The following is a 22,347-nucleotide window of genomic DNA, read 5'->3' as shown; positions in this document are numbered from 1 at the left end:
CCCGGGTTGAGGACCTGGACCTCTCGGAGCGTCGCGGGCCCTCAATCCGCGAGCCGAGAGGCCGACGGACGCACCGGATGGCAAGGAGAACATTCACCGTGGTCGACATCGTCGAGATTTACGTGCACTGGTACGCGGGCCGGTCCAAGAGCCAGGTGTCCGCCTCGCTGAGGGTGGACCGCAAGACGATCAGGAAGTACCTGGCACCGGCGGAAAAGGCGGGGATCACCCCGGGCGGGCCGCCCATGAGCGAGACGGACTGGGCCAAGCTGCTCAAGAACTGGTTCCCCGAGCTCACGAGCCGGAAGCTGAACCAGGTCAGGTGGGGCGAGATCGAGCCGCACCGCGACTACGTCAAGGAACTGCTGAAGACGACCACGGTCACCACGATCCACCAACGCCTCCGCGACGAGGGCAAGTTGAAGGTGTCACTGACGACGTTCCGCCGCTGGGTCCACGAGAACCTGCCCGACGAGGCAGCCCGCTCAAAGGTCACGGTGCTGCGGGACGACGTCGAGCCGGGCTCGGAGGCCCAGATCGACTACGGCTTCCTGGGGCAGTGGATCAACCCCACGACCGGGAAACGCCACCGGATCTGGGCGTTCGTGATGGTGCTGCCCGCCTCGCGGCACATGTTCGTCCGCCCGGTGACGCACATGGACCAGCACGCCTGGACCCTCGCGCACGCAGAAGCCTTCCGCTTCTTCGGCGGCGTCCCGCACCGCCTGGTGCCGGACAACCTTAAGACCGGGGTCGACAAGCCGGACCTCTACGACCCGAAGATCAACCGCTCCTATGCCGAACTCGCCACCTACTACGGCACGTTGGTGGACCCGGCCCGCGCATCGAAGCCGAAGGACAAGCCGCGGGTCGAGCGGCCCATGCCCTATGTTCGCGACTCGTTCTGGAGCGGTCGGACGTTCACCTCGCTGGAGCACATGCAGGCCGAGGCCCTTCTCTGGGCCACGAACGTTGCAGGTCAGCGTCAGTGCCGCCCGCTGGGCGGCGCGAAGCCGCTGTCCGTCTTCGAGGCGGTGGAGGCCACGGCCCTGCTGCCGCTGCCCGAGGAGCCGTTTGTGCTGGCCAGATGGTCACAGGCCACCGTCGGCCCTGACATCCACATCAAGGTCGGCCGCACGCTCTACTCGGTGCCTTGGAAGCTGATCGGCCGCCGTGTCGATGTCCGCTCCACCGCCACGATGGTGCAGGTCTTCCACGAGGGCGAGCTGGTCAAGACGCACACGGCACTTGAGCAGGGCAAACGCACGGACAAAAATGACTACCCGCCTGAAAAGATCGCCTTCCAGATGCGCACGCCGATCTGGTGCCGCGGCCAAGCCTCGCAGGTCGGGGACGCCTGCCGTCAGGTGATCGACCAACTGCTGGAGGTCAACGCCCTCTACCGGCTCCAGGCCGCCCAGGGCGTGCTCGGACTGCGCAAGAAGTACGGCGACGCCAGACTCGAAGCCGCCTGCGCGAAGGCGGTCGCGGTCGGTGATCCGTCCTACCGGACCGTCAAGGGCATCCTGGTCGCCGGCACCGAGACCGACCCGGAACCGGAGGCCGGCGACGCCGGAGCCGCGGCCTTCCTGCACGGCCCCGAGGGCCTGTTCGCCGCCACCGTCCCCCTGCAGATCCCCGGCGAGGTTCACGACGACCAGGGTCACGTCGACGCCGGCGCAGAGGAGGCCGGCCGGTGAGCGTGATGACCACCGCCCTGCGCGAGTCGCTGAAGACGCTGCGGCTGTCCGGCATGCTGGAAACCCTCGACGCCCGCCTCACCCAGGCCCAAAAGGGCGAGCTCGGACACCTCGACTTCCTCCAGGTCCTCTGCCAGGACGAGATCACCCGTCGCGAATCCGTCGCGCTCGAACGGCGCCTGCGCAGAGCGAAGTTCGAGCAGCAGGCCACACTGGAGGGCTTCGACTTCACCGCCTCCCCGAAGCTGCCCGCCGCCCAGATCCGCGACCTCGCGGCCCTGCGCTGGCTCCACTCCGGCGAGTCCGTCATCTTGTTCGGGCCCGTCGGGGTCGGGAAGACACACGTCGCCCAGGCCCTCGGCCACCAGGCCGTCCGCCAGGGCGCCAACGTCCGCTTCAGCAAGACCAGCCGCATCCTCAGCGAGCTCGCAGGCGGTCATGCGGACCGCACCTGGGACAAGCGCATGCGCGAACTCATCCGCCCTGACCTGCTGATCCTCGACGACTTCGCCATGCGCCAGCTGACCGCGTCCCAGGCCGATGACCTTTACGAACTCGTCTCCGAGCGGCAAGGACGCTCTCTGATCATCACGAGCAACCGGGCGCCCAGCGACTGGTATCCTCTCTTCCCGAACCCGGTCGTCGCCGAGTCACTGCTGGACCGGCTGATCAACGCCAGCCATCAGGTGATCATGAACGGCCCCAGCTACCGGCCCAACAAGCGGCCCAAGGACCCGACCGGCAAGCCGCCGACCGCCTAGGGTCCGGGCTGGTCGACGTTCCACTCCCTCGGCAGGGTCTCGTCACAGAAGACGCAGACGAAGTCCTCTTCGCGCACGATGTTGAGCTGCTGGCAGGAGAGGCAGCGCCGGAACACCACCTCGTGGGTGAAACCGGACGGGCGATCGATCCCGGCCTGGTCCAGGGCCTCGACGACGGCCGACCATGAGCTGACGTCCGGGCAGTAGCCGGTCGACTGATTGCTGACCTCGTCGACCGCCCACCGCCCGGACTCCTCGCGGAAGCTGATCTCACCAGCGCCCAGTACCGCTTCTCCACCAGCACACACCACGTGCTCACTGCGACGCGGCGCGAGACGCAGGACCCCAGCCTGATCGACAACGAAGGTGAAGGGCTGGGCCAACTCCTCCACCGTCCGAGCCGAAACCCACTCGTGGAAGTCCGCCGGCGACCGCATGCCCTGACCTTCGCCGTCCGGTCGGACGAGGCTCCTCAACTCGGCCGGTCCGACATAGCGATAGCTCCACCCGCGCATGGTCATACTCGCCAACCTAGACCCGACCGGGGCGAGGACCTGGGGAATTACGTGACCGTCGACAACCAGGCCGCCGAGCGGTGCGGGATGCGGCTGGAGAAGGCCCTGGTGGACCAGGGCTTCAAGGACGAAGTCCTGATCCGTGGCGCGTTGTTGGACATTGACGTCGAGGTCGTCCGCCGCAACCCGGCCGACCAGGGCAAAGGCTTCGTCCCGCGGCCGTGTCCCCCGCCGCGGTGTAGCCGATCACGGTCCGTCGCCTCCGCTTCGGAGCCGTCCGGTACGTGCCGCTGCAGTCCGTCGTGCGATCACCGCTGGTCCCAGCTCGGCGAGCCCCAACAGGGCCGCCGGCGAGGGCGATTCGGGCTACGACCTGCGGATTCCGCCAGCTTGATCGGCTACACCACTCGGCGGGACGCCATCCGTCCCGCAACCGAAAAGATGGATCGTGGAGCAGGTCAACGGCACGTTGATGCTGCACCGGCGTCTGGCCCGTGAGTACGACCACCGGCCCGACACGTCCGCCTCACGCGTCTACTGGGCCTCCATCGCGAACATGGCACGCCGCCTCACCACACCGAGTCCGGCCTGGCGCGACACCCTCGGGCTGGCTGCGTGAACATCCTCGAGTTCCTGGCAGGCCTCCAGACACAGCACGAGAGGGCCATGGCTCGGGCCGGTGAACTACGCGACCAGATCCAGCACTTGACCGCCGCCTTGGCCGAGACCGAAGCACGACTCACGGACCTGGCGACCACCCGGAAAGTCATCGCCGAACTCGCACCGGCCCAAGAAGACTCCGAAGCGCCCGAGACGAACAGCGTCTACCAGGCCATCGTGAACGCCTTCAACCAGCACCCCGACCAAGAGTTCCGAGCCCGGGAGCTGCACGCACTCCTCGGCATGCCCACCGACGAGGCATCCGTCAACATCACCCGCAGCCGTCTCGGACGCCTCCTCCGTCAAGGCTTCCTCACCCAGCCCGGACGAGGCCGCTACCAGAAACGGACTTAACGTCCACTCAGAGATCGACGAACTGCAACGAACCCGCCGATCTACGACTGAAAGGTCAGTAGGCCGAGTCGTCGCAGGGCACCGGGCGGCCAATCTCCTTCAGCCACATAGGCAGCAGGTCCAGTACAGCCACACCTGGCGCCCCTGGGCCTCCCGATCGTACGAATGACCGGTGCGAACCCAGACAGAACGGTAAGGATCCAGTACCGCCCGCACCTGATCGAGGGCTGCCTGCGGACCATCGGCCTGGACCTCAAGGGCCTGATCAACCAGCCGGACACCACCGATTCAACCTGAGTGATCGTGCATGCTGGAAGCGCGAAGTACTCCCATCATCGCAGTTCACAAGGCACTTCCCTGTTCCCGCCCCGATCGCAGACGGCGATCACGCGGTGGATCCAGACTGAGTAATGGACCCATCCGCGATTGATCTTGGTCGATGAGCGCGGGGATCGAGAACCACTTCGGCGCCACTTCCAGCACAAGGTGGCCGAAAATCTCTCACAGGAAATCCCTAAAGAGGCTTTTCTTTCTCACGGAAAGCGACATGCCGCTAGCGTACCCCCTACAGCGAAACAGCGAGGCGTAAGTCGGACTCGAAAGACATCGAGGGCAGACTCTATGCGCGCAACTCAGGCGTCCGCCGGCCCAAAGAAACGTACCGCCATCACATGCAGGAAAGGCATTCTCATGTCCGAGGTTCTCTGGGTCGGGACGACGGTTTCCATCCCGGTTCCCAGGCCAGATGATCGATTGTCGGCAGGGTGGGCCCGGGGGACTCGCGAAGGCGGTGCGAAGCCGGTTCCGTCACCGAGCGCACCGAGGCGGCGCCGGCGCTGCAGTAGGTGCCCCTGAGCAGCCGCCCTGTTTCCGCCCTGGCGGATTTCACAGATTTCGAATTCTCAGGTGAAGGCGGTTGCGTCAGGGACATCGGGAGTTTCCCCGTCAAGGTAGCACAGAATCTGGGATATGCCGGAAAATATCCAATCAGGAGATGGGAAGATCCATCGATGCAACACCCAAGCATGAGGGGTATTCCTGGATGCCCAGGAGAACGCCATCCGGCCCGGTGACGACATTGAGCGGACACAATGAAGGGCGCCGCCGACGCCGTACAGGCTGCCCGAGGGTGCGTGTGCCGGGAAGAACCGCACCCCCTCTGCCGTAGCCGTGTCACTACTTCCGTTCCTCCGTGATCATTTTGAGTTACCGTCCTATTTGGGTGGGAGAGACGAAATGGCGCACATCACCTTGTCCGGCTCGGCCGCGGCAAGTGTTCCGACCGTACGGTCCATGCCCGCGACCAGTGCCACGACGGCGCTCACGGTGACCGCGGGACAGGCACGGTTCCAGACCGTGGCCGAAGCCAACGGACGCGGCCCGGCATGCAGGAAGAGACCCATCGCGTCAGGAGGGCGTCACCAGAAGAAACTCCCAGATTGGTACACCGCACCGGGTCCGCACATCCACGCCGCGCGGCCTGTCCCGTCCGAAGTCCCGGCCCACATCGGGCAAGCCGACGACCGAACTCGCACGGCAGCGGACAGGAAGGACGCAGCGGCCTCGACCACCGCCTCCGGCCTCTCCATGGCCGCGCGCAGCCCCCAAGGCTCACACCGGTCTTTCGCCGGGTCCGATGCGCTCACCACCCACACCGACTTCTGGGCCGAGAACCGCGAACTCGCAGACATGGCCCGTCGGGCCGCAGCGTGCCGGATGGTGCGGTGCAGCGACATCGCTGCCGAGTACCGCCCTGCGCAAGCGGTCACGCCACCGGCACTCCCGTGGAAGGCGGCAGTTACGCCCGGCATCACCCGAACAGCAGGTTCACCGGGTGCGGAGCGTCTTGGGGCGCCGACGGGCACGGCACTGCAGGACAGCGATCACCGCTTGTGTACTCGTGCCTCGATACCTACAGCATCGGGGGGAACCTCATGCCACTGACGTCGTCCCGACGGCTCTCCTCCGCTGATGCCGACGCGCTGAGGACCGCAGGGCCCCACGCACTGGCGCACTTCGCGTCAGACTTGCCGCTCCGCGGTCGCGAACACGAAGTAGCACGCCTGTCCAAGATCCTTCAGCGCGTCGCCCTGTCACGAACGAGTGGCGAGATACGCATCCGCGGTCCCCGTGGCATCGGCAAGACCAGGTTGCTGCTCGAGGTGGAGAGAATGGCCGCCCGTTTGGGCTTCGATGTGCTTCGCACCGGACGGGATCATCGGCCACTGCACCTGCCAGGAGCTCCGGCGAACCACATCAGTGGGCGACCGCTGCTGATCACCCTGGACGATGCGAACGCATGGGACCCCGCGTTCCTCTCGGCGTCGGGTGCGGTCGCGTTGCCGGACTCCCGACCGCAGTTGCACGTGCTGACCTGCTACTCGGACAACGGAGTCCCCAACGGGGAATCATTCCGCCGTGGCGCTGCGAACACGCTCGACGTGAGCCTGGACCGCCTGCCCGAACAAGCCGTGTGCAAAGCGGTGGAAGACGTAGTGGGCACGGTTCCATGCGAGGCACTGATGTCCTTACTGGCCTGCGCCGACGGCGTACCGGCGACGTTCATGAGGCTCGTGCACGGTCTCATCCGGGACGGCCGGATAACCGCGGAGGGAAAGCTGGTCGAGTTCGCCTCGGACGAACTCCCTCGGTGTCTTCTCGACTTGGTGTCGGACACGGTCCTTCCCCTAGGGGAGCAGACGCGCGAGATGCTGGTGGCCGCCGCCGTACTGGGCCGGGAGAACAACGCTGAGGACGTCGCGCATCTCCTGGAGGTGCCCGTCGTGTCCCTGGTGGACGCCTTCGTCGAGGCGTCGAACGCACGCGTCCTGTCCGCCGACAGCGAGATGGTCGCCTTCCGTCACGAGCCCGTCCGTCGGGCGTTGCTCCAGGCGCTACCCATCAACATCAGGAAGGCCCTGCACCGTCAGGCAGCAGACATGCTGTTGCGACGAGGCGCTCCGGCGCTCTTGGCCGCGCGGCACCTGGCGGTCGGCGCACAGCAGGGCGACCCACAGGCGGTGGCCGTCATGGCTCGCGCGGCCGGAGAGATCGCGAGCAACTCGCCGCGGGACGCGCTCAAGTTCGCGACACTCGGCCTAGAGCTCGTCTCACCCGAGGACGAAGTCCGACCACTGCTCCTGAGCATCACCATGGAGGCCTACGTCCGCTTGGGTCTCCCCAACCGTGCCGTCGAGCTGACGTCGCAAGCACCACCGCAGCGGCCGAACCCGACGGCGCAGGCAAGGATCCGGTACTGGCTGTCAATCGCCCAGACGCTGAGCGGCCGTCCGCAGGAAGGTTCTGACACTGCCCGCAGTGTGCTCGCCGAACCCGGTGTTCCGGAGGATCTGCGCGGCGAGTTGGTTGCCTCCGAGCACTTCGGTGCCGCTCTGCAGGCGAAGCCCGCGACGGCGCCGGACGACACCCGGGATTCGGCCGCGTCCGTGGCAGTGCACGGACCGCGTTCAGGCGGTGACCTGGTTGTCCGGGCCATCGAGCAGTGGCGGCGGGGACAGGTGACGCAGGCGCTGCGCAGCTGCCGCGACGCCCTGCGGTGCGACTACGCCGGTTCCGGGTTCCACGTGGACGCCCGTGCCGTGCTCTTCGGGTTCCATGTGAATCTGCGGCAGCCCGCGGAAGCCCGTTCGGCTCTCGCCGAGTTGCCTCAGGCCTCCGCCTGGCGCGCCGACGGCATCGTGCGGATCCTCGGCGCCCGGTTGGCACTCGGCGAGGGAAACTACGACGACGCCCTTGCCGAAGCGGAGGCGGTGCTCGCGAACACCGGCACGGACTCACCGTTGTCCCGGTACGCGCTCACCGTCGTCGGCACGCTCTCCTTGTGGCGGGGCGCCTCGGCACGCCTGGCCGAGTACCAGGAGCGGCTGCGGGCCGTGGGGGCCTCATCGCCGTGGCGGTGGTCCGCGGCCGGCGCTTGGCTGGAAGCACAGATCGCGGCGGCGTTTGGCGACCGGGAAGCCCTGCTCGGAGCGCTGGACACGGTCGACGGCGACGAGGCGTCCCGCCTGGTATTGCTGATCGAAGAACCGGCTGCTGCCGCATGGCTTGCGCGTGCCCACATCAAGACGGACGCGCCGGAGCGGGCCATGGCCGTGTCAGACGCGATGCAGCGGCTCGCCAAGGCGAACGCCGAGGTCACAAGCATCACTGCGGCAGCCGCCCACGTGCGTGGGGTGTGCGAGGGGAACGTTGGCGCGCTGGAATCCGCGGTCGCGCTGCACCGGGACCTGTGGGCGCGCGCGTCCGCGACCGAGGACACGGGCACCCTGCTCACACGGAGCGACCGGGACCAGGCCATTCGCCATCTGGACGAGGCGGGCGCCGGCTACCGGGCGATTGGCGCTCAACGTGACGCGGCACGGATCCGCCACCGTTTGAGGGACCTCGGTGTGGTGAGGCGTCACTGGAAGCGCTCCACCTGCCCGCATACCGAGGGGACCAGGTTGACGGAAACCGAACGCAAAGTGGCCGAGTTGGTGGCGGACGGCCTGACCAATAGACAGGTGGCAAAAGCGATGTACGTCTCACCGCATACGATCGCCTTCCATCTGCGGCAGATCTACCGCAAACTTCGAATCCACTCGCGGGTGGAGCTCACGCGCTGGATCCACTCGGGGACACGGTAGGGACCACGGGGCGGCAGTCCCCCGGCTGCCGCCCCGAATCAAGGGGCCGTCCTGAGCAACCGCACGGTGGCGGGCCAGTTCGCCTCGGTCATCAGTGAGCTGCCCCACAGGTCTTCGAGCGGTGTCCGAGCAACCCGCTCGGCCAGGCCCTCCCGCACCCCCGCCAGGATTTCCTCAAGCACGTTCATCGGCGCCGCTCTCCATCGCCGTCTGCGGGCCCGGTACGTCGGCGACCGGGCGGTCGCCCAGGCGCAGCATGATCCGCTCGGGCCCGTGGAAGACCATATCGGGTGCGTAGCGGACCGGTTCGTCAGCCATGGTCATCGCGGGCAGCAGCTTCAAGAACCCGCGGATCCCGGTCGTAGCCTCCAGCCGGGAGAGGGGCGCGCCCAGGCAGTAGTGGATGCCGATGCCAAATCCGGCGTGGCGGCCGGTCTCCCTGCGCGGCCATATCTCGTCGGGTTCGGGGAACCTGCGGGGGTCGCGGTTGGCCGAACCAAGGACGAGGACAGCCTTGTCGCCACGGTGTATGGTGCGCCCGCCGACCTTCTCGTCCCGGTGCGCCCAGCGCGTCACCATCTGCACCGGGGCGTCATGGCGGACGAGTTCCTCGACCGCACCGGGCAGCAGGCCGGGGTCCGCGCGCAGTTCGTCGGCGAGAGCGGGCCGGGCGAGCAGGGCCAGCAATGACTTGCCGAGCAGGTTCGTCGTCGTTTCGTGCCCGGCCGTGAGCAGGTGAACGCAGGTGCCCACGATCTGTGGTTCGGTCAGCCCGTCGGGGGTGTGCACCAGCAGGGAGACCAGATCCTCGACGGGCCGTACACGCCGCTGCCCGATCAGGTCCCTGAAGTAGTCGGTGAGCAGCCGTGCGGCCACCTCCGCCCTCTGGTACGCGTCACGTGCACCGCCGACACGTGCAGAGCTGGCGTGCTGGATGTCGAGGGCGCGGGCGCGCAACCAACGGTGGTCCCATGCGGGCGCTCCGAGGAGTTCGGAGACGACCAGGATCGGGAAGGGCGCGGCGAACTCCTCCACGAAGTCGACGACAGGCCTGGCACCCATCCCGTCCAGGAGTCCGTCGGCGACGGCGGCGACGGCGGGCCCCAGCCGGCGTACGACGCGCGGGGAGAACGCGGCGGAGAGCACGCCACGCAGCCGGGTATGGCGCGGTGGGTCCATGAAGACAAGCCAGTTGGACGCCAGTTGGCGCAGTGCCCGGTACTCCTCGGGGATCGGGACCGGCGCACGCGGCGCTACGCCCTGCGCGGACGCCGGGGCTCGCAGGAAGTACTGGCTCGACAGGACAGCCGTGACGTCCTCGTGGCTGAAGATATACCAGGTGCTGATGCCGCTGTCGGAGGTGGTGCCCAGGTGGACCGGGTCGTACTCGCGGTAGCGTCGGTACACCGGATACGGGTCGGCCGTGTCCTGCGGCGTCCAGCCGGAGATGTCGAAGGGCGGGAGGACCGGGGAGGTCACGGGTGCACCGCCCCTCGGACCAGGTCAGCGAGGTTCTCGGGCGAGGAGGGGGGAGCGTCTCCCCGCCAGGCCACATGCCCGTCGGGGCGCACGAGCACCAGGCGGGAGCCATACGCCTCGGTGGCCTCGGGATGCTCGAGGGTCGTCGTGCTGAAGGGGACACCTCGGTCGACGAACGCCCGTTCGATCTTCTCCCTGCCGTCGGCGCGGCCGAGGGCGAGCAGTCGAAAGCCCGTGCCGAACAGGTCCAGCGTTGAGGTCTGCGGACCCAGCCAGACGTGCGGGGCACGGCGGCCCGGCGCCGCGGCCTCGGGCCACCGCGACGCGTCGTCCCTGGTCTCCTTGGCGATGAGCGGCGAGCGGTAGCGGAAGCTGAGGTGCACGTCCGGCGCGTCGAACTCGCGGGCTGCGCCCTCGCGTTCCATGGCCTCGGCGAGCGTCGCGCGGGCCCGGCGGCCAACCGGGGTCTCGGCGTCCAGCTCGGCGGGCAGTTCCCTTCGGGCCGTACGCGTCAGGTTGGTGTTGGCCTCCTCCAGGTTCCGCAGGGCGATCGGGCGGCGTTCGATGTCGTAGGAGTCGAGCAGCCCCGGGCCCGCCCACCCGGCCAGCTCCGCGTCGAGCTTCCAGCCCAGGTCCGCGGCGTCGGCGATACCGGTGTTGAGGCCGAAGCCGCCCGAGGGCGACAGTGTGTGGGCCGCGTCCCCGGCGAGGAACACCCGGCCTGCCCGGTACCGGTCGGCGACGCGTTGGGTCAGATACCACTTGCCGTCGGACACGATCTCCACCGGGGTCGGAAAGGCGATCGCGCGCGCGAGTAAATCGGGCGCGCTCTCGGCGTTCCCGGAGGCCTCCTCGCCGCCCACGACCAGGTTGTAGAGTCCGTCGCCATCCAGCGCTCGCATCGGGTATCGCATCGCTGGGGGGATGAGAAGGAAGTGGACCATGGCGGGCCGGTGCCCGCGTGCCTCCAGGTCCGCACGCAGCCGCGGTGCACGGAAGAGGATATTGCGGAACACCTGGGGGGCGTACCGGTCGGGCGCGTCGATGCCACAGGCCTTGCGCACCGGCGAGGAGGCACCGTCGCAGGCGATCAAATAACGGGTCCTGACCGTGTGGGTGGTGCCCCGGGCGAGGTCGTCCACCATGACCGAGACGTGGTCATCGGTCTGCGTCCACTCCCGCACCCGGTGGTGGATCCAGAGGGGGCCGTCGGGGTGGGTGCCCAGGGCTTCCATCAGCAATGGGTTCAGCCAGTGCGCTGGGCAGATTCGCTCGTGCTCCGGTGAGTGAGCAGAGGGGGGGCGGTCCCCGGCGGTTCCGCGCGACACGCGCAGGACTTCGTGTCCACCGACTTGTGTCGCCCAGGTCACGTCGAGCAAGTGGTCGTCGGGCCAGCCGGCGGTGCGGATCCGGGGGGCGATTCCCCAGAGCCGGAACAGCTCCATAGAGCGCGGGCCGATGGTGCTCACCTTGGAGTGGGCGACCGAGCCGTCCGTGGCCTCGGCAAGGACGCAGTCCACGCCCCGTGAGCGCAGGTCCAGCGCCAAGGCCATGCCGACCGGTCCTCCGCCCACGATCAGGACGTCCGTCTCGTACCTGCTCACGCGGACTTGCCCTCCTCACACAGGGCAGGCGCATCCGCGGGCCGAGCCGGAACCTCGTACCAGCAGATCTCGTGGACCGCGTCGACGGCGGACTCGATGGCACCTTCGATCCACGCGGGCATCGTCGAGCAGTGCTCACCCGCGAAGAACAGGCGACCTTGGGGACGGGCGGCCGCCTGGCGCTGGGTCTCCTGCTCTTCCTGGTTCTGGCGCCATCGCACGGTGGCCGCGCCACGGCTCCACCTGTCCTCGCCCCACACCTGCTCCACAGTGCCCAGCACCATTCCGGGACGGCACAGCTGTGGGTGCATCGCGGAGACGTCGGCGAGCACCTCGGCGGCCCGGTCCCCGTCGCCCATCGCGCTGAGTGCCTGCGCGTCCGCGCCTATCGTGTAGCTCGCCAGCAGCACGGCACCCAGCGCCGGGTCGCCTTCCTCCGGCAGGTAGTACGTCTGCCGGGCTACACCACCGGTGTAGGAGGCACCGCTGGCGATGCCGTCCGCCTCCCAGAAGGGTTCCCGGCAGTGGAACGCGATCTTCGTCGCGGGCCAGTACTCGGTGTTCCGTATAGTGTCCAGTTTGTCCTCGTCGAAACCGGTCAGCGGCATATGGCGAAGCACCGTCAGTGGAAGGGTGCAGAGCACGTGGTCGCAGTTCCACTCCACGGTCTGGACGCCGTTGTGGACATGTACGGCGACGCCGTCGTCGCGTACCTCGATGCCTCGCACCTCGTGGCCGAGCCGGACCGGGCCCTGGATCCTGGCGGCCAGCGCCCTCGCAAGGGTGTCCATGCCGCCCTGCAGCCGCACTAGGGTGCCGCTCGTCTCATTGAGGACGTCGTCGAGGAACCGGTGTGCCGACGCGCCGCAGGCGTCACGCAGGTGCGGGTGGTCGGCGAAGACCGAGTGGAGTTCGAACCGGTTCCTCTTCGTCCCGCACAGATAGGGGCCGAGATCGATGCGCTCGACGGCGTCCAGTAGCGCCGTGCTGAGGACGTCATCGAGGCCCGCGCGGAATTCCCGGGGCGCGATGGCGTCCATGCTCGCCTTCAGCCACGCCCCGAACAACAGGGTGCGCTCCGTGTACGTGTGCTCGCCCAGCCTTCGGCCGAACTCGCGTACCAGGTGGTCGGGAACGTCCCGGACCCGAGTATGTCCGCCCGCTACGGCTATGTAGGCGCCGTCGTCGGAGTACAAGGTCCGAAACTCCCGGACACGGTCGAGCAGGCCAAGCTTGGCGATGTAGTTCAGCGTCCGTTGGTGCGTGACGGGAATGCGCATGGCGCCCAGCTCCGCCAAGGGGCTGCCTTGTTCCTGGGGGAGAAACCGGTGCGTCCGGATCCGGCCACCGACGTCCCGGCTTCCTTCCAGGATCTCGACGTCGCACTGCCCGAGGCGCTCGAGCTCGTAGGCGGCCACGAGCCCGGCAATGCCCGCGCCCAAGACGGTGACGCGCTTGCGTTCGCCTGAGGTCCGGTTGTGCCGGTGAGAAGGACTCTGCCACATTGCTTCTTCCTTGTCTCTCGGTGTTCGCGCGTCCGGGACCGTCAGCAGGCGCCTCGGACCTTCGCTGCGAGCGTGCTTGCGTCGGCCGGCCATGTGTCGCCCCGCCAGGCCACGTGCCCGTCCGGCCGGACAAGCACGAAAGCGCGTTCATAGAGCCTGGCGATCTCCGGATCGGCGCACACGGTGATGCGCAACGGGACGTGGTGGGCAGCGAACGCACGCTCGAACTCGTCCCGTCCCTCCGGGCGCGCGAAGCACAGCAGGGAGAACGTCCGGCCGAAGAGATCGAGCGTGGAGGTACCCGGACTCAACCACGCGTGCGGGGCACGGCAACCGGGCGCCGCCCTGGGGCCAGGGCGTCGGGGCCCGACGGTCTCCGGGCGCTCAGGCCGGTCGGGGACGATGAGCGGGGACGTGTAGCGGAACCCGAGGTGCACCTCGGGCGCGTCGAATTCCCGCACCGCCCCCTCACGCGCCAGCAGTTCGGCCGTGGCAGCCCAGGCCGCCGGTGCCCCCGCCGGGTCGGGGGCACGGACCAGTGTCCGCAGCAGGTGGGCGTCGGCCTCCTGGAGGGCTTCGAGGGCGACGGCGGACCGCTCGATGCCGTAACTGTCCAGCAACTGAGGTCCGGCCCAGCCCTTGAGTTCGGCCGCGAGTTTCCAGGCGACGTCCGCGGCCCCGCAGATACCGGTGTTCACGCCGAACCCGCCCGCAGGGGGGAGGGTGTGCGCCGCGTCTCCGACTAGGAAGACCCGCTCCGCGGCTCGGAACCGGTCGGCGACGAAGGGGCGCAGTGTCCAGCGGCGGTCGGCCACCACCTCGAACGGCGTGTCCACGGCAAGTACGCCGCGGACCAGCGCCCTCGCATCGGCGGATTCGCGTGGGCCGTCGTCCGTGTCCGTCGTCAGCCGGTACAGACCACGGCCGTCCATCGCGCGGACGTGGAAGCGCGAGGCCAGCGAGCCCATCAGCACGTAGCAGAGCGCCATGCGTTCGCCGAGAAGGGCTTTGAGTTCGGGGGCGCGGAAGAAGATGTGCCGTAGGCGCCGTGTGCCGCAACGGGCTGGTGCCGCCACCCGGCAGACGGCGCGTACCGCGGAGGACGTGCCGTCGCACGCCACGAGAAAGCGTGCGCGAACGGTGGATACCTGCCCGCTGCCGAGGTCACGGACCGCGGCGGTGACCCCGTCCCCGTCCAGGCGGAATCCTTCCATGCGGCAGTGCACGCGGAGCGGCCCGTGCGGATGCACACCGACGGCCCGGGCCAACAGGGGCATCAGCCGGTCCTGCGGACAGACCGCGTCCGGTTCCGGTGTGTGAGCGAAGGGGGGACGCACAGCGGGGGTGCCGCGACGCAGGCGCAGCAGCTCGTGGCCGCCAACGAGCGACACCCAGGCGATGTCGAGCGGGTGGTCCCGGGCCAGCCCCACCGTGCGGATCGCGTCCGCGAGACCGTGGCGCCGGAAGATTTCCATGGACCGCGGACCCAGAGTGCTCACGGTCGGTGGTGCGGAGCAGGGGCCGCCCGCATCCACGAGGATGAAGTCAACTCCCCGCCAGCCTAGTTCGAGGGCCGTCACCATTCCCGCCGGCCCCCCGCCCACGATCAAAACGTCCGCATCATCGGTGTGGTTCATTCGGTCTCGATCTCTTCGCAGGGCGCTCCGTCGCCGCCCCAGTATTGAGAGCGGGCCCAGGGTGCACATCCCCTGATCGAACGGCGGAGCCGGTCCGGCCGCCGGTCGAGCGACCGGCCGGGCAGCCTCCCCGATCGGCCCGCCCTGCACCTCGGAGCGGGCGGCCGAGAGACGCCCGTCCGCTCCTATGCGTGGTGTCACGCCGGCAACTGCACACCGATCACACCACTGAGCCAGTCGAGGGTCCCGCCCACCGCAACCCGCAGAAGTCACCATGAAGCGGCCCCACCGATCGTTACGGACGCCTCTCACGCCCCACATCCCACGGGGCACCACCAGATTGAGTGGTTTCTGGCCGCAGGCGACAGCGTTCGGACCGGCTGACGACACCAAGCTTGACGGTCCTTGGGCTCAGCCCTTCCTACGCCGCTCTCCACGACCGCAGCATGCTGCTCGGCGGGTGAGTCCGCCCTACGGACAAGCGACACGAGAGATGACGGAAGGCGACCGTGGCACACGTGCTGATCGCAACCACCCCGGCCGACGGCCACGTCAACCCGCTGCTCCTCGTCGCGCGGCACCTCACCCGACGCGGACACAAGGTGCGCTGGTACACCGGCCGGGCCTACCACGACAAGGTGGCCTCGACCGGTGCCGTGCCCGAGCTGATGCGGACCGCCTACGACTTCGGCGGCCTGAGCAAGGAGGAAGCCTTTCCGCATCATGCGGGGCTGACCGGACTGGCCAACTTCCGGGCGGGTATGCAGGACGTCTTCTACGGCAATGCCGTGGGCCAGATGAAGGACCTCCTCACGGTCCTTTCCCGATTCCCGGCCGACGTGATCGTCTCTGACGACATGTGCTACGGCGCGTGCTTCGCCAGTGAGTACACGGGGATCTCGCAGGTCTGGATAGGCAACTCCGTCTACATCCTCGGCAGCCGTGACACGGCTCCGCTGGGCTACGGCCTCGCACCGTCCTCGTCACGGCTCGGCCGGCTTCGCAACCGGCTGCTCGCGCTGACCGGGGATCACCTGACGCTACGTTCGCTGCGCAAGCACGCTGACACCGTGCGGGCCGAAGCGGGACTTCGTAGGATGGACGCTCACGCCATGGAGAACATCGCGCGCAGGCCCGACATGTATCTCGTCGGTACCATCGAGGCGTTCGAGTTTCCCCGCTGCGATCTCCTCAAAGGCACCCACTTCGTGGGCCCGCTCGGTCTGGCGCCGCCGGACACCGCCTTCCGGCCGCCTGCCTGGAAGGACGAGCTCGGCCACGGGCGGAAGGCCGTGCTCGTCACCCAGGGCACGGTCGCCAATGACGTGGAACGGCTTCTCGTGCCGACCATCCGGGCATTGGCGGACATGCCGATGCTCGTCGTGGTGACAACGGGCAACCATCAGCTGGACACCGCTACCACGGGGTCACTGCCGGACAACACGCGGGTGGAACGGTTCGTGCCCTACCACTGGCTTCTGCCGCACATCGACGTGATGGTGACGAACGGCGGTTTCAACGGTGTCAACGCAGCGCTCGCGGCCGGTGTGCCGCTCGTCGTCGCAGGGGCGAGCGAGGAGAAGGCCGATGTGGCCGCTCGCGTGAAGTGGACGGGCGCGGGAATCACGCTCGGTCGTCGGCCCCCCACCTCAAAGCGTATTCGGGGTGCGGTCGGTGCCGTCCTCTCCGAGTCCCGCTACCGCGAGGCTGCGGCACGTCTACGGGAGGAGCACCTGGGCCACGACGGGCCACGACGGGCTGCCGAGCTGATCGAAGAACTGATCGACACCTCACCCGACTTCGGGTCGGCAATTCCACCCACTGGAGGCGAGTTGTGAAGGCCGAAAAGCTGCTGGACGCGCCATGCGTCGACATGCCGACCGTTCCGGTCTCCGTCGACTGCATGCCGAGCCTGGCGGCAGCAGGGCGAGCGGCGCCGATCGTCAAGGTCGACTACTACGGCGGGACGGCCTGGTCGGTCTGCGACATCGATCTCGCCCGTGCCGCCCTGACCGACCGAAGACTGAGCAAGGACATCGAGCTCATGCCCGAGTGGATGCGGGTCCCGGGCGTCATGCTCGGCTCGCAACCGCGCGCCGAAGTGGCCCGCACCATGGTGATGAGCGAGGGACCTGAGCACACCAGAATCAGGCGGCTCCACACACAGGTCTTCACCCCGCGCAATGTGGCGAGGTGGGGTGAGCGGCTTTCCGCCCTCGCGGAGAAGCTGCTGGACGAGCTCGCCGCCGAGGTCACCGCGGACGGCGAGGTGAACCTGGTCGAGCGCTACACCTATCCGCTTCCCCTGGGCTTCTTCTGCGAGATGCTCGGTTTGCGGTCACAGATGCACGCCGCGCTACGCCGGGCCACCGACGACATCATCTATTCACCGCACCAGCCCGTGCGGGTGGGTGGTGTCGCCACGCTTGCCCGGGCGGTGGCCGAATGGGCCGGTGATCCGTGCTCGCTGGACGACGGACTGATCACCGGGCTGCTCGAAGCCGTCGACGGTGACGAGGCGATCACCCCCAACGAGGTCGTGACGTGGACGGTAGGCCTGGTGATGGCCGGATACGAGTCGACAGCCAGCCTGATCTCCTCAGCGATCATGGAGGCGTTGCGCGCACCCGTCGGCTCCCGCCCGCGCACCGAGGCGGAGATCGGTGCGTGGATCGAGGAGACTCTGCGCATTCACCCGCCCTTTCCGCATGCCACTTGGCGCTTCGCTACAGAGGACATCGGTCTTGGCGGCTATCTCATCCCCCAGGGCGCCCCTGTGCAGATCAACGTGGCGGCAGCGAACCGCTGCCCGCACGGGCAATCCGCATCGGAGTTCAGCCCGGGCGAAGCCCGCAACCACATCAGCTTCGGCTTGGGGCACCACTACTGCCTGGGAGCGCCGATGGCCCGGCTGGAGGCGAGGATCGCTCTGAACGCCTTCCTGGCTCGTTTCCCTGAAGCCCGGCTGAGCGAGACCACCGAGGTGCAGTGGCAGTCCGAATGGATGACTCGGCGCATCAGTCATCTGCCCGTCGTACTCGACGCCGCCTGCTCGTCCTCCCCTGCTCACGGAAGGTCCGAGGCACGTGACTGAGACATCGATCGCATCCGTACTCGCCATCACGGTGCAACCCGACCCGACGAAGTACGCCGCCACCGCGCCGTGTGGAGCGGCGCGGATCGCCGGCATCGTGCTCACCGAAGTGGCCGGACCGACGCGCGTGCTCTCCGGACCGGACGACAAGGTGCCGGTCCAGCGGAACATCTGTACGCTCCGCAACAGGCCAGGGCGCTGCACGGCGCCCAGGACGGCACCGGGTTCCTCGCCTCCCTTGCGGTGGCCTTCGGGCCGTTGGACAACGTCATCGGCGGCGGCATCCTCCTGAAGCACCACGTCCTCACGTCATTCACCGCTCTGTTCCCGAACCTGCGGGCCGGCGGCCCTTCGTGATCGAGGGCGTGGGCCGTCTCCCACTGGCCGGGCTGGATCGACAGCAGCAGCCTCAACTCCCCTACCACCCAGCCAGGTTCGCGAATTCCCTGCCCGACGGCCTCATCCACCTGCAGCCCGTGCCGGATGCCGAGTACGAGCCCACCGTCACCGACCGGACCGTCTGGGGCGTCCACATGCAGCACCACATCGCGTTCATCAAGAAGGGAGTGTCAACACCGAGCGTGGGATCCCCGCATGGGGGACGTTCGCAGAGTCGGCGCTCTTTCTCTGACGAAAAGACGAATATGACACGGATACCTTCTCTCCCTGAATTCCCCTTCGTCGAGTCGGGCGCGCTCGACACGGACACTCTCGGCGTCGAGATGCTGGACCGCGCCCCGGTGGCGCGCGCGCGGACGCGGGACGGCACTGAAATCTGGGTCGCCCTGAGCAACGACGTCGCACGCCAGGTTGTCACCGACCCCCGTTTCAGCAGACGGGCGGCAGTAGATCCGGACGGCCGCCAGATCGGCAACGCGGTGCCCGATCTGCTGATCAGCATGGACGGCGAGGAGCACGCGCACGTGCGGCGCCTGTTCGCCAAGGCGTTCACACCGCGCATGGTGGAACGGATGCGCCCGTGGATAGCAGACTTGGTCGGCGAACTGCTCGACGCGATGGAGAGGAAGGGACCGCCTCTCGACCTGGTTGAGTACGTCACCGCCCCCCTGCCGGTCACCGTGATCTGCCAGCTCCTCGGCGTGCCGTATGACGACCGGGACCAGTTCATGGAGTGGACCGACCGGATGCTCGGCGACACCGGATTCACCCGCGAGGAGATCGCCGAAGGCATCGGCAACCTTCAGCGCTACATGCAGCAACTCGTCGAGCGCAAGCGACGCGAACCCGGCGACGACCTCACCACCGAACTCATCGGCGTCTCCGAGCAGGGCGACCGCCTGACCGAGGACCAGTTGGTCAAGAACCTCTTCCTCATGCTGGGTGCCGGCCACGACACCACGCTCAAGCAGCTGTCGAACTCTCTCCTGCTCCTGCTGACACGCCGGGAGGAGTACGTCCGGCTGGTCGGGTGCCCCGAGCTGATCCCCAATGCGGTCGAGGAACTGCTGCGCTTCCTGCTGCTGTCCCCGTCGGGGCTGCCCGTGCGGGTGGCTGTGGAGGATGTCGATCTGGGCGGACAAACGATACGTGCCGGTGAGACGGTCGCGGTGCTCCATCATGTGGCCAATCGCGACCCTGGGTTGTACACGTGCCCGAACGACCTGGACCTCGGTCGGTCTGACGCGGTCAAGCACATGTCGTTCGGAGCAGGTCCACACTTCTGTCTAGGGGCTCCGCTGGCGCGACTCGAGCTGCAAACGGCACTGCTGCAGCTGACCCAGCGTGTTCCGACGCTTCGACTGGCGGTGCCGCCTGCGGAAGTGGAGTGGAAGGAGGGCGGTCTGCAGCGCGGGCCGCGGATCCTTCCCGTCGAATGGTGATGGGCCTGCGGGCGTCACCGAAGGGTACTGAGGATGACCGAGCTTCCCCTCTGCCTGTTCGCGCTGGCCGAAGCCGATGAACACGACCCGGCCGCGGTGGCATCGAGCGAATGCCCCGGTGGTTCGGACCCTGACGCAGCAGGCAAGGAGGTCCGCCTCGTCCTGACCTGCGAGTCCGCCCGGCAGGCGGTCGGCGCCCGCGACTGAGCACGCCGGCCGGCTTCGACGAGGGAGCGCCACGGACCACCGCCGCCCAGGCCACCCCGTGCTTGACCATCCGTGTGGACGGGTAGCACGCACGCGCTCACGCAGGCACATGACGAACACACTCAATCAGGGCACCGCTCGCCCGCGTTGTGCCGCAAGAAGCTCCGGGTGTCCTGATCGCGCACTTCCCCGGATCCGCATGGCGGTGCCGTGGGAGGAACTGAGTTGCAGCGGGACAGCCTTCTGCGCCGTCCCATGACCATCCCTCTCGAGTGGTGATCAAGAACGTGTCCCTCGCAGCGAGAACAAGGAGATACTGATGACTGAATCACAAAAGGGCGTGTTCGACGGCGTCTTCGACAAGGTCGCAGACAAGTACGACACCGAGGGAGTCGTCTTTTTCAGGCCGCTTGCCCTGCGGTTGATCGAGCATCTCGGCGTCCAGCCGGGAGCCAGGGTGCTCGATGTCGGGTGCGGACGCGGAGCCGTGACGTTTCCGCTTGCTGAAGCGGTTGGAGCCAGCGGGTCGGTGGTCGGCATCGACCTGTCACAGGGGATGATTGATGCGATCGCGGCCGACGTGACGTCCTCCGGGCTCGGCACCATCAACGTGCTGCAGATGGACGGCACGAACCCCCACTTCCCGCCCGGTGACTTCGACGCGATCACCGGCAGTATGAGCATCGTGATGATGCCGGACCTGCCCACGGCATTCGGCAACTACCGCACGCTCCTTCGACCGGGCGGACGTCTCGCGTTCACCGCCCCGGACACCCGCAACCAGACAGGGGCCTGGCGCACGGGTCCGGTCGACATCGGCCGGCTCGCTGCGGAGATCCCGTCCGCCGTCATGGCCAGTCACCCGATGCTCGCCAGACTCGTCGAGGGCAACCTTCTCGACCTGTCCAGCATCCCGGGGATGCTGGAGAAGGAGGGGTTCGTCGATATAGAGGAGCACCGCGAAGAGGTGCGCGTCGTCGGGAACTCCCCGGAAGGAGTCGTCCGCTGGACCCAGCAGCACGGCATGCGCGCCGTATGGGACGCCGTGCCGGGGGAGCGCAGGGCGTCCCTGGAGCAGGAACTCATCGACGAAGCGACCCGGGAAGCAGACAGCGAGGGCCGGGTGACCTTCGGTTTTCCGGTGGCGTACGTCCTGGCACGGACCGCAAAGCAGCACGACTGAGTGCCCGTCGGCGCCGAATGCGGCCCGCCGCCGGGCAGCGGCGGGCGCAGACGCGTCGGCGGCGTCCGCCACGAGGAGGGCGAAAGGTGAAGGCCCTCTTGCCGGCCCGGCCCCGGCGCTTCCCCCTCTTCCTCCCGGTTGAGCCGGTGACTCCTGCCGACATGCGCGGGACCGGCTTCGCCAACGACCCCGAGTATCTGGAGGTGGCCTGGTGACTCAGGAGAAGGCGCCGCGCGTGCAGGTGAAGCGCGATGCGTGCATCGGAGCAGGTCTGTGCGCGGTGACGGCTCCTGCGGTGTTCGACCAGTCGGAGGACACCGGCCTCGTCGTCCTCCTCGACGCCACGCCGGGCGTACAGCACCTCACGAGCCTTCGGCAGGCCGTGGCCAGCTGCCCGGCTCACGCCCTGGGCCTGGAGGAGTGACCATCCCGTTGACCCGGAAACCACTCGCGGCCACGGCGGAGACAGCGTCAGCCGTCGCGGCCGGTACCTTGCGGCCGCTGTTCGGAGGCGCCCGAAGAAGGCGAACGCGGCCGGACGGTGCGATACCGGTTCAGCCGAGCGTGGGCCCCTCAAGCTCCCTGCATCGTTCGTAGTCGGGCAGCAGTCCCCGTTCGCGTGCCTCGGCCAGCGTGATCGCGGCACTGTCCCGCTCGGACATCACGGGCTCGATGTCCGCGGGAAACGACAGTCCCAACTCGGGATCGAAGACGGAGATGGCACGCTCGGCCTCAGGCACGTAGCTTGTGGACAGCATGTAAGATATGACGGTTTCATCACGCAGTGCGATGAATGCGTGGCCCACTCCGCAGGGGATGTAGACGGCCCGGAACTCTCGCCGGTTCATCGCCACCGCCTGCCAGCAGCCGAAGGTAGGCGATCCGATCCTGAGGTCGACCACGATGTCCAGTGCCTCGCCGGCCGCGCAGTACACGTACTTCGCGGCGCCGGGCGGGACCGCCGTGTAGTGGATCCCCCGGATCACTCCACGACGGGACACGCTGTGGTTGGTCTGCGCGACGGTGAACAGCGGCCCGCCACGGGCCGCTGCGAACACTGCTTCCTGGAAGGTCGTGACGAACAGGCCCCGCTCGTCGACGAACGCGGAAGCGCGGAACTCGAGGGCTCCCTCGACGGCGAGCTTGCATGCTTCCATGATT

Annotated in this window: 19 protein-coding genes and 1 pseudogene; 13 read left to right on the top strand and 7 right to left on the bottom strand. The window is 68.0% G+C overall.

The window, feature by feature from the left end; all coding sequences use genetic code 11:
- Positions 1-98: 98 nt before the first annotated feature.
- Both istA and istB read left to right on the top strand, forming a co-directional pair.
- Positions 99-1,700 carry an IS21 family transposase gene (gene istA / locus I3F54_RS27715; protein ID WP_374205972.1) on the top strand — a complete coding sequence of 534 codons (1,602 nt, stop codon included), beginning with the start codon at positions 99-101 and terminating at the stop codon, positions 1,698-1,700.
- A gap of 5 nt (positions 1,701-1,705) precedes the next feature.
- On the top strand, positions 1,706-2,461 hold the full coding sequence (istB, locus tag I3F54_RS27710; protein WP_275676928.1) for an IS21-like element helper ATPase IstB: 756 nt from the start codon (positions 1,706-1,708) through the stop codon (positions 2,459-2,461).
- Here the strand turns inward: istB and I3F54_RS27705 are convergent.
- Entirely contained in the window at positions 2,458-2,982 is a 525-nt protein-coding gene (locus tag I3F54_RS27705) for a hypothetical protein (RefSeq protein WP_240121656.1), read from the bottom strand. The two genes, istB and I3F54_RS27705, sit on opposite strands and share 4 nt — an antisense overlap.
- Positions 2,983-3,400: 418 nt before the next feature.
- On the opposite strand from I3F54_RS27705, the pseudogene I3F54_RS27700 reads away from it, so the two are divergent.
- From I3F54_RS27700 to I3F54_RS27690, 4 genes and pseudogenes are all read left to right on the top strand, one after another.
- A pseudogene (locus I3F54_RS27700) lies at positions 3,401-3,595 on the top strand (IS5/IS1182 family transposase); the annotation flags it as partial.
- Entirely contained in the window at positions 3,592-3,990 is a 399-nt protein-coding gene (locus I3F54_RS27695; RefSeq protein ID WP_240121655.1) for a hypothetical protein, read from the top strand. The pseudogene I3F54_RS27700 and the gene I3F54_RS27695, both read left to right, overlap by 4 nt.
- 165 nt (positions 3,991-4,155) lie before the next feature.
- Positions 4,156-4,287 carry a hypothetical protein gene (locus I3F54_RS32215; RefSeq protein ID WP_275676917.1) on the top strand — a complete coding sequence of 44 codons (132 nt, stop codon included), beginning with the start codon at positions 4,156-4,158 and terminating at the stop codon, positions 4,285-4,287.
- A 1,874-nt stretch (positions 4,288-6,161) separates the two neighbouring features.
- Entirely contained in the window at positions 6,162-8,636 is a 2,475-nt protein-coding gene (locus I3F54_RS27690; RefSeq protein WP_240121654.1) for a LuxR family transcriptional regulator, read from the top strand.
- Between the two features lie 38 nt (positions 8,637-8,674).
- Here the strand turns inward: I3F54_RS27690 and I3F54_RS27685 are convergent, their stop codons facing one another.
- From I3F54_RS27685 to I3F54_RS27665, 5 genes are read right to left on the bottom strand one after another with little or no spacing between them, the layout of a single operon-like run.
- A complete protein-coding gene (locus I3F54_RS27685) occupies positions 8,675-8,824 on the bottom strand; it encodes a hypothetical protein (RefSeq protein ID WP_240121653.1) in 150 nt (49 codons plus the stop codon).
- Positions 8,811-10,115, bottom strand: coding sequence for a cytochrome P450 (locus I3F54_RS27680; RefSeq protein ID WP_240121652.1), 1,305 nt, complete (start codon positions 10,113-10,115; stop codon positions 8,811-8,813). Before I3F54_RS27680 ends, I3F54_RS27685 begins: the two co-directional genes overlap by 14 nt.
- The gene (locus I3F54_RS27675; protein ID WP_308374011.1) at positions 10,112-11,719 is read right to left on the bottom strand and encodes an FAD-dependent monooxygenase; all 1,608 of its coding nucleotides are present in this window, start codon (positions 11,717-11,719) and stop codon (positions 10,112-10,114) included. The genes I3F54_RS27680 and I3F54_RS27675 overlap by 4 nt, the downstream gene beginning before the upstream one ends.
- Positions 11,716-13,224: an NAD(P)/FAD-dependent oxidoreductase gene (locus I3F54_RS27670; RefSeq protein ID WP_240121651.1), complete on the bottom strand. Its 1,509-nt coding sequence runs from the start codon at positions 13,222-13,224 to the stop codon at positions 11,716-11,718. The genes I3F54_RS27675 and I3F54_RS27670 overlap by 4 nt, the downstream gene beginning before the upstream one ends.
- 41 nt (positions 13,225-13,265) lie before the next feature.
- The gene (locus I3F54_RS27665; RefSeq protein ID WP_275676915.1) at positions 13,266-14,861 is read right to left on the bottom strand and encodes an FAD-dependent monooxygenase; all 1,596 of its coding nucleotides are present in this window, start codon (positions 14,859-14,861) and stop codon (positions 13,266-13,268) included.
- A gap of 518 nt (positions 14,862-15,379) precedes the next feature.
- Here I3F54_RS27665 and I3F54_RS27660 point away from each other — a divergent pair.
- The 7 genes from I3F54_RS27660 (at position 15,380) to I3F54_RS27635 (ending at position 21,610) form a co-directional block, all read left to right on the top strand.
- A complete protein-coding gene (locus tag I3F54_RS27660; protein WP_240121650.1) occupies positions 15,380-16,699 on the top strand; it encodes a glycosyltransferase in 1,320 nt (439 codons plus the stop codon).
- A complete protein-coding gene (locus I3F54_RS27655; RefSeq protein WP_240121649.1) occupies positions 16,696-17,955 on the top strand; it encodes a cytochrome P450 in 1,260 nt (419 codons plus the stop codon). Before I3F54_RS27660 ends, I3F54_RS27655 begins: the two co-directional genes overlap by 4 nt.
- A gap of 353 nt (positions 17,956-18,308) precedes the next feature.
- On the top strand, positions 18,309-19,796 hold the full coding sequence (locus tag I3F54_RS27650; RefSeq protein WP_240121648.1) for a cytochrome P450: 1,488 nt from the start codon (positions 18,309-18,311) through the stop codon (positions 19,794-19,796).
- Positions 19,797-19,829: 33 nt separating this feature from the next.
- Positions 19,830-20,003, top strand: a complete 174-nt coding sequence (locus I3F54_RS27645; protein WP_240121647.1) for a hypothetical protein — start codon at positions 19,830-19,832, stop codon at positions 20,001-20,003.
- 319 nt (positions 20,004-20,322) lie between these two features.
- Positions 20,323-21,186: a methyltransferase domain-containing protein gene (locus tag I3F54_RS27640; RefSeq protein ID WP_240121646.1), complete on the top strand. Its 864-nt coding sequence runs from the start codon at positions 20,323-20,325 to the stop codon at positions 21,184-21,186.
- Positions 21,187-21,272: 86 nt separating this feature from the next.
- Positions 21,273-21,401: a hypothetical protein gene (locus I3F54_RS32210; protein ID WP_275676914.1), complete on the top strand. Its 129-nt coding sequence runs from the start codon at positions 21,273-21,275 to the stop codon at positions 21,399-21,401.
- Positions 21,398-21,610, top strand: coding sequence for a ferredoxin (locus I3F54_RS27635; protein WP_240121645.1), 213 nt, complete (start codon positions 21,398-21,400; stop codon positions 21,608-21,610). The genes I3F54_RS32210 and I3F54_RS27635 overlap by 4 nt, the downstream gene beginning before the upstream one ends.
- 130 nt (positions 21,611-21,740) lie before the next feature.
- Here I3F54_RS27635 and I3F54_RS27630 read toward each other — a convergent pair whose 3' ends face one another.
- Positions 21,741-22,343, bottom strand: coding sequence for a dTDP-4-dehydrorhamnose 3,5-epimerase family protein (locus I3F54_RS27630; protein WP_240121644.1), 603 nt, complete (start codon positions 22,341-22,343; stop codon positions 21,741-21,743).
- Positions 22,344-22,347 lie beyond the last annotated feature (4 nt).

Origin of the sequence: Streptomyces sp. MUM 2J (genome assembly GCF_022414535.1) — a bacterium.
Taxonomy (GTDB): Bacteria; Actinomycetota; Actinomycetes; order Streptomycetales; family Streptomycetaceae; genus Streptomyces.
The sequence above is the reverse complement of the archived record's forward strand: the minus strand, read 5'-3'. Positions and strand labels throughout refer to the sequence as shown.